The sequence below is a fragment of the Superficieibacter sp. genome, from assembly GCF_032071645.1.
Lineage (GTDB): Bacteria > Pseudomonadota > Gammaproteobacteria > Enterobacterales > Enterobacteriaceae > Superficieibacter.
The window spans coordinates 1-7,791 of the sequence record NZ_DAMAPU010000027.1 but is presented as its reverse complement, the minus strand read 5'-3'; the positions used below and the strand labels follow the sequence as shown (position 1 = coordinate 7,791).

Below are 7,791 nucleotides of genomic sequence, written 5' to 3'. Positions count from 1 at the left end.
GTGGTGACGTCCGACAACAATTTCCGCCTCTTCTCGTCCGGGGCTGTCGTCACGTCCGGTGACGGTTTTCTCCCTCTCCCTTGAGGGAGAGGGCCGGGGTGAGGGGGAGCGTTTATCCTCCTTCCTCCGCGTTAACGCCCTCTCCCCCAGGAGAGGGAACAGCCCGCGTTCGTGGTGACGTCTGCTAACTCGTACAATCACTATGCTAAATAAAAAGATCCGCATAGTGTTGTTCCAGAAACGCCCGCAATCTCTCTCCGTCCATTCCCTGAATCTGCTCCACAAACGCCCCCACGGGAATTTTCTTGCGCGCGCGGGAGAGTCCGCACTGGCGCAGCAGCGTAATATCGTCCTGCGTCAGGTGAAAATTCACCTTCACATAGTCCAGATGGTGATATTTAAGGTAGCTGGAGATCTTATTGGTAAAGGTAATGAGCAGATCGAAAGGCTGCTGTTTTAGCCGTTCGATCTCATTAATATTCACGCACTCCGGGATCTCAATATGGAACCAGGAGCGCAGCACCTCTTTGAAATAACCCACCTTACTTTCAGAAGAGTTGGTGACGATGATCACCCGCTTTCTTCGTTCGCTCAATACCCGGTTTCGCAGTTCAAATTTTTTAACGATCAGCACCAGCGTTGCCAGATGCGCGGCGGAAAACCGAATCTGCCAGCGCTGTTCGATACTGCCCAGCGCGTGCTGCGTATGCTGCCAGAGCGTGGAATAGTGCGCCTGCACGTCGTGCAGTTTTTTATCGTCAAACCACAGGTTAAATTTATTCTGCACGATAGCGGCGTGCAAAAAGGCGTAAACCTCAGTAAACCAGCGCTGGCGGTCGTGAAGAGTCGCCGCCAGATGCTGCTCCACCTGCTGGCAAAAACCGTTGACCTCATGCGCCAGCGCCGGATCGTAAAGCGTGGCCGGACGGCGGGTAAAGGATAGCGAGGCCAGCACCAGATCCAGAAAAGCGTTCTCCTGCGGATCGTCCAGTAACCTGTGCGCAAAGGTGCTGATAAATCCGGCCGCCGTGGTGTTCTCAATGCGCCAGCCACGCGCGATGCGCTGTAGTGTCAGACTCATATACACCAGAAAATACTTTTTGCCGTTATAGCTCAGCGCAAACGCCGGGCAAATGCGTGTCTCATACAGCCATGCCGCCTGCACCGTGTGCGTAGCGCAGGCGGTTAAGAACTGTTCAGCAATAGAGCGGTTGGCCGGTTCGCTTGCCTGATGAGCAATCAGGCGATTATTTTCGTCCACCTCCACCGTTTTCAGAATGGTCATACAGGCCGCTACGCGCAGCTGAAACTCATCTCCCGTGAGCTGTGAACCTCTGCGCGGCACGCCGATCAGCGCCAGCCCGCGCTGGCGTAAAAAAAGCGCCATTACCGGGTTGTCATTTTTTAGCGTGCCGGGACTGACGAAAAACCTGCGGTAATATTCGCTCTTGTTAACCACATCGTTCAGGCTCAGGGCGACGAACAAATCGCGTACCCGCTCATCCGGCGCGGTCAGATAGCGATTGAAGCGCACCTGCTGCAAAAAATTCACGTAATCAGCGTAGCCCATGCGCGTGACCAGGAAATGGTTATCCTGGTGAAGCTGAAGGTCTGCGGGTAATAGCTCGTTAAGCTCTTTCATGGTGCGCTTCAGCGTTGAAAGCGTCTTGCCAAAGCGCCGCGTCGCCTCGTCCACCGGCAGCGGGCTGTGATCCTGAAGGTACTTGAGAAAGGTCAAATCAAAGCTATTCATGAAGGCGCGCGCCGGGTCAGGGGATGCCGTTAGCATACCGTAAAACCTGATTCCCGCCGTGACGAGGTCAGGCAAAGCGGCGATGAGTACGAAGATCAAATATTTCTGCCACGGTTTTGTCGTGCTGGTCAGCCGGATCGAAGGCGTCATCACAAAACCTTATCACTCTCTCCGTTTTACCTTAAGCCCTGCCAGGTATTGCCACTTTTAGCTGGCGTTTTTGTAGCCGTTTCCTTTGACATTCATCACGTTTATTTAGCTTTTCATCTGCATTCAGCGAAATTATGTGCGACAGATCACTCCCGCCTCTCGCCTTTCCACTTCGAAGTGGAAAACAACTCGCTACAAACCTTTCACATGGCACGTTAGTTTTAACCCAGACGCAACAAACGGGGTCAGAAGAGTGAATAACGGAGTCGCCATTACCGATGTCGGGAGTCAGACCGAAGAACTTGCAACTCGCATGTTGCACCAGGTGTACAGCCTGCTGAAAGGTCACGACATCATCCCGAACGCCGTCCAGGAGCAAATGCTGACGTCACATGTCCGCGCGATGGCACACCGGTCAATCACCGGAGAGCCGCTGCCCGACGTGGAAGCCAGTCTGTTTGAAGAGATTTCAGAAGAATCAATGATGCTGGCCCGCGAAGTGGTCGCGGCGTTTGGCAATCTGCCTGAAGAAGAGGCCTGGCTGCTGTCGGTTCACTTCGAAGTCGCAAAAGAAAACCTGTAAGGAGCAAAAGATGGAACAGATTACCGTAGTCATTGGCGACCGTCTGGGCAAAGGCCAGAAAGTAGCGGCAGGCGTTGAAAAAGCGGGCGGACGCGCGGTGGTCGTGCCGGGCGTGGCAGCGGATATGAAGCTGGGTGACGTCATGAAAGCCGAAAACGCCACCTTTGGTATTTCATTCTGCGGCAGCGGCGGTGCGGGTGCCATTACCGCGCAGAATAAGTACGGTTACAAAGCGAAATACGGAATGCGCTCGGTAGACGAGGGCGTCACCGCCATCAACGAAGGCTGCAACGTGCTGGGCTTCGGCTTTATGGATAAAGAAGAGCTGGGCGAGCGGCTGGTACTGGCGTGGCAGAAGAAGCACGGCGCTTAAACATGAAAGAGCAATTCACCACCACGGTGAGAGTGTCGGGCAAAGGTGAGGCCAAATCACGCGCCTTTGCCGATGCCCTGAACCACGTTCAGGCGACGGTCATGAAAGCCTCGCCGCATATTTTACTGCGTATTGAGCCACAGGATGTGCAGGTCGTTCATGCGCGTGAAACGGTGCGCAAAGAAGCATTTTTGTTCTTCTTTTTGCGCCGGGAAAGACGCACGTACAGCGTGGAGCTGGACGTCACCGTCAACGTGACCGCTATCGATCTTGATAAGGTCGATTTCGTCACGCAACGCTGATCCTCACTAAAAGGGCGGAACAATGTTCCTGATAATATTAATAAAATCGCTCATCATCGGCGGCCTGGTTGGCGTCGGCGTTGGAGCCGGGGCTGCACGCATGTTTCACGCGCCGACCACTCAGGGGATGGGCGCGTTTCGTACGTTGGGCGAGCTGAACTCCTGTGAAGGCGATCCGGCATCGCATTTCTCCTTCGGGCTGGGCTTCTTCTTTAACGCCTGGGCCTCGTCGGTGGCAGCGGGATCGTTCACCCAGGACGTCGATCACCGCATTATCCCTAACTGGGGTGCGGCGGCGCTGATGATCAAAAACCGCAACGTCGGCGAGACGCTGCACGATCCGAAAAAAATGGCGATTGCCTGCGGGATCATCGGCACCATCGTCGTCACCTTCCTTAACCTCACCGCCTCCTCCGTGCCGGAAGCGCTCCAGGTCACTGCCGTTAAGGTGCTGGTCCCGGCGGCGAACCTGCTGGTGAATACCGTGATGCCGGTGATCTTCTGGCTGGCAGCGATCGACGCGGGCAAAAAATCCGGCTTCTGGGCCACCATTTTTGGCGGCGCGGCGCAGTTGATCATGGGCAACGCCGTACCGGGTCTGGTGCTGGGCATCCTGATCGGTAAAGGCGTGGAAGAGAGCGGCTGGAACCGCGTCACGAAAGTGATGATGGTTGCGATTGTTGCCCTGTTCGTTCTTAGCGCCTTCTTCCGTGGCTTCGACATGAAGATGATCGAATCCTTCCACCTGACCGTGCCGAACTGGCTCGATCTGATCCACAACTCGCTGAGCGGCAAATAACGGAGGCCACAATGGAACAGAATAAAGGTTTTTGGTATGCCGACTGGTCGTTCCCGATCTTTGTCGGGCTGCTCTCTTCCGGCGTGTTTGCCGGGACGCACATGTACTATCTGTACGGCATCGGCGCGTTTAACGAAGTGGCGTTTGTCTCCATGCTGCGTGCGGGGATTGATACCGGGGCTTACGGCGCGGTCGCGGCGTTTGGCGCGAGCTTCCTGTTTGCCCGCATCATTGAAGGCTCGCTGGTCGGCATTCTCGATATCGGCGGGGCGATCCAGACCGGCGTCGGGCTGGGCGTTCCGGCGCTGCTGCTCGGCGCGGGATTTGCGTTTCCCGTAGAGAACTTTATTGCTTCGCTGATCACCGGGCTGGTGATTGGCCTGGCGATTGGCTACCTCATCATTCTGGCGCGTAAGTTCACCATCAATCAGAGCGACTCCACCTACGGGGCGGACGTGATGATGGGCGCGGGCAACGCCTCCGGGCGCTTCCTCGGCCCGCTGATCATCCTAAGCGCGATGGCCGCGTCGATTCCTATCGGCATCGGTTCACTGGTTGGCGCACTGCTGTTTTACATCTGGCAGAAGCCGATCACCGGCGGCGCGATCCTCGGCGCGATGATCCTCGGTTCGATTTTCCCCGTCGCTATCAGTTAATCCATGCGGGCGCGGCTGCGCCCGCCTCTACAGGAGAGAGCTATGTTCGATTTACTCCTGCGCCGTGCGCGTCTGGCTGACGATACCGTAACCGATATCGCCGTGCGGGACGGCAAAATTGCGGCGCTGGGCGACATTCAGGGTCCGGCGGAACGCGAAGTCGATCTCCACGGGGAGTATTACGTCAGCGCAGGCTGGATAGACTCCCACGTTCACTGTTACGCCAAATCACCGATTTATCATGACCAGCCGGACAGCATCGGTATTGCGACCGGCGTCACCACCGTGGTGGATGCGGGCAGCACCGGCGCGGACGACGTTGACGATTTTTATACCCTGACCCGCCAGGCGACGACGGAAGTCTATGCGCTGCTCAATATCTCCCGCGTGGGCCTGATCGCGCAAAACGAACTGGCAAACATGGCGAATATCGACCATGACGCGGTGCGTGCGGCGGTGAAGCGCTACCCGGATTTTATTGTCGGCCTGAAAGCGCGGATGAGCAGCAGCGTGGTGGGCGACAACGGCATTGCGCCGCTTGAGCACGCCAAAGCGATGCAGCGGGAGAACGGCGATTTACCGCTGATGGTGCATATTGGCAACAATCCGCCGGATCTTGACGACATTGCCGAACGCCTGACCGCAGGCGACATCATCACCCACTGCTACAACGGCAAGCCGAACCGTATTCTGACGCCTGCGGGGGAACTACGCGCGTCCGTCACCCGCGCCATCCAGCGTGGCGTGCGGCTTGACGTCGGCCACGGCACCGCCAGCCTGAGTTTTGCCGTGGCGGAGCGCGCCATCCGCATGGGCATTCTGCCGCACACCATCAGTTCTGATATTTACTGCCGCAACCGCATCAACGGGCCGGTCTATTCACTGGCGAACGTGATGGCGAAATTTCTCGCCCTCGGCATGTCGCTGCCGCAGGTGATCGAATGCGTCACCAGCCACGCCGCCGAAGGGCTGCGCCTGAAAACCAAAGGGCGACTGGCGAACGGCTACGATGCCGACCTGACTATTTTCACCCTGCGCCGCCAGCCGACCGTGCTGGTGGATGCCGAAAACGACAGCTTACAGGCTGACCGATTACTGGTTCCGCTCGCCGCCGTGCGCGCGGGCACGCTTTATCCGACCGAACAAGGGAGTGCGGAAGATGCCTTCAATCTATGAAAAATACAATTTAAAACAGGTGATTAACACCTCCGGGCGGATGACCGCGCTCGGTGTCTCCACCCCGCGCCCGGAAGTGGTGCAGGCGGCGATGGACGGCATGGATCACTATTTTGAAATGAAAGATCTGGTCAACAAAACCGGCGATTACATCGCCCGGTTGCTCGACGTTGAAGGCGCAACGGTGGTGTCCTGCGCCTCGGCGGGGATTGCGCAATCCATCGCCGCCGTGCTGGTTCGGGACAGCGACTGGCTGCTGGAAAACCTGCACGTTACGCCGATTGAGAACAATGAAATCGTGCTGCCGAAGGGCCACAACGTCAACTTTGGCGCACCGGTCGGCACGATGGTCGCGCTGGGTGGCGGCAAAGTCGTGGAGGCGGGCTACGCCAACGAATGCTCCGCTGAACATCTGGCCGCCGCCATCACCCCGCGCACCGCCGCGATCCTGTACATCAAATCGCACCACTGCGTGCAAAAAAGTATGCTCAGCGTGGAGCAGGCGGCGGTGGTCGCGCGTAAGCATAACGTGCCGCTGATTGTCGATGCAGCGGCGGAAGAAGATCTGCACGTTTACTATCGCTCCGGCGCGGACCTGGTGATTTACAGCGGCGCAAAAGCGATTGAAGGGCCGACCAGCGGGCTGGTGATCGGCAAAACGCAGTACGTCGAATGGGTGAAGCGCCAGACGGCGGGCATTGGTCGGGCGATGAAAGTCGGCAAAGAGGGCATCCTCGGCCTGACCTGCGCCATTGAGCATTACCTTACCGCCGAGAAAGAGAGCGGGGCGGAGATGGTCGAAAAAATGACCCCGTTCATTGATGCGCTGAATACGCTTAACGGTGTTACCGCCCGCGTGGTGTGGGACAGCGCCGGGCGCGACATCGCCCGCGCGGAGATAAAATTTGACGAAGCGACGACCGGCGTTGCCACCGGCGAACTGGTCGCCGCGCTGAAACAGGGCGAGTACGCCATCTACTTCCGTGGCTATAAAGCCAACGAAGGCATTATCGAAGCCGACGTGCGCAGCGTCGACCGCGCGCAGCTCGACATCGTCGCGCGCCGCATTGCTGAAGTGATTAATCAGGAGAAAACCGCATGAAACTGACCCCTAACTTTTACCGCGACCGCGTATGCCTGAACGTGCTGGCCGGATCGAAAGCCAACGCCAGCGCCATTTATGCGGCGGCGGAAGGTCATGTGCTGGTCGGCGTGCTCTCCAAAAATTACCCGGACGTGGCAAGTGCGGTGGCGGACATGCGCGAATATGCCGCGCTGATTGATAACGCGCTTTCGGTGGGGTTGGGCGCGGGCGATCCGAACCAGTCGGCGATGGTGAGCGCGATCTCCCGCGACGTTCAGCCGCAGCACGTTAACCAGGTCTTTACCGGCGTGGCCACCAGCCGCGCGCTGCTGGGACAGAACGACACGGTGGTCAACGGCCTGGTCTCACCGACCGGCACGCCGGGGTTAGTGAAAATCTCCACCGGACCGCTGAGCAGCACCGCCCCGGACGGCATCGTGCCGGTAGACACCGCCATTGCTCTGCTGAAAGATTTCGGCGGCAGCTCAGTCAAATACTTCCCGATGGGCGGCCTGCAATGCCGTGACGAGTACATCGCCGTCGCGGAAGCCTGCGCCCGCCACGATTTCTGGCTGGAGCCAACCGGCGGCATCGATCTGGATAACTTCGGCGAGATTTTGCAGATTGCGCTGGACGCAGGCGTGAGCAAAATCATTCCTCACATTTATAGTTCGATTATTGATAAGGTGAGTGGCGACACCCGTCCGGAAGATGTCCGCCAGTTGCTGGAAGTGACGAAGACGCTGGTGGGGTGAGGAAGGAAAGCGGTGTCGGACGTCAGCACGGACCTGGATAGGGGAGATTGTTGTTGGACGTCACCACGAGCGCGGATGGGGGAGAGGGAGAAAACCGGACGTCATCACGAGCGCGGACAGTTCCCTCTCCTGGGGGAGAGGGTTAGGGAGAGGGCGTTTA

At 57.9% G+C, this 7,791-nt stretch carries 9 protein-coding genes; 8 read left to right on the top strand and 1 reads right to left on the bottom strand.

Translation table 11 applies throughout. From position 1 onward, the window contains the following. Positions 1-205: 205 nt before the first annotated feature. Complete coding sequence (locus tag RT197_RS21935) at positions 206-1,903, bottom strand: hypothetical protein (RefSeq protein ID WP_312953369.1); 1,698 nt, start codon at positions 1,901-1,903, stop codon at positions 206-208. A gap of 253 nt (positions 1,904-2,156) precedes the next feature. Here RT197_RS21935 and RT197_RS21930 point away from each other — a divergent pair, with 253 nt between their 5' ends. The 8 genes from RT197_RS21930 to dagF are packed head-to-tail and all read left to right on the top strand — an operon-like array spanning position 2,157 to position 7,631. Further along, positions 2,157-2,486 (top strand): glycine dehydrogenase, encoded by a 330-nt coding sequence (locus tag RT197_RS21930; RefSeq protein WP_312953368.1) that lies wholly within the window; start codon positions 2,157-2,159, stop codon positions 2,484-2,486. A 10-nt stretch (positions 2,487-2,496) separates the two neighbouring features. After that, positions 2,497-2,859 carry an SFCGS family glycine-rich protein gene (locus RT197_RS21925; RefSeq protein WP_312953367.1) on the top strand — a complete coding sequence of 121 codons (363 nt, stop codon included), beginning with the start codon at positions 2,497-2,499 and terminating at the stop codon, positions 2,857-2,859. 2 nt (positions 2,860-2,861) lie between these two features. Next, complete coding sequence (locus RT197_RS21920) at positions 2,862-3,161, top strand: DUF4312 family protein (RefSeq protein ID WP_312953366.1); 300 nt, start codon at positions 2,862-2,864, stop codon at positions 3,159-3,161. A gap of 22 nt (positions 3,162-3,183) precedes the next feature. Continuing rightward, positions 3,184-3,960: a DUF4311 domain-containing protein gene (locus tag RT197_RS21915; protein ID WP_312953365.1), complete on the top strand. Its 777-nt coding sequence runs from the start codon at positions 3,184-3,186 to the stop codon at positions 3,958-3,960. Positions 3,961-3,971: 11 nt separating this feature from the next. Beyond that, the gene (locus RT197_RS21910; protein WP_312953364.1) at positions 3,972-4,616 is read left to right on the top strand and encodes a DUF4310 family protein; all 645 of its coding nucleotides are present in this window, start codon (positions 3,972-3,974) and stop codon (positions 4,614-4,616) included. Positions 4,617-4,658: 42 nt separating this feature from the next. Beyond that, positions 4,659-5,792, top strand: coding sequence for an amidohydrolase/deacetylase family metallohydrolase (locus tag RT197_RS21905; RefSeq protein ID WP_312953363.1), 1,134 nt, complete (start codon positions 4,659-4,661; stop codon positions 5,790-5,792). Beyond that, on the top strand, positions 5,776-6,894 hold the full coding sequence (locus RT197_RS21900; protein WP_312953362.1) for a DgaE family pyridoxal phosphate-dependent ammonia lyase: 1,119 nt from the start codon (positions 5,776-5,778) through the stop codon (positions 6,892-6,894). Before RT197_RS21905 ends, RT197_RS21900 begins: the two co-directional genes overlap by 17 nt. After that, positions 6,891-7,631, top strand: coding sequence for a 2-dehydro-3-deoxy-phosphogluconate aldolase (gene dagF, locus RT197_RS21895; RefSeq protein WP_312953361.1), 741 nt, complete (start codon positions 6,891-6,893; stop codon positions 7,629-7,631). Before RT197_RS21900 ends, dagF begins: the two co-directional genes overlap by 4 nt. Positions 7,632-7,791: the final 160 nt, after the last annotated feature.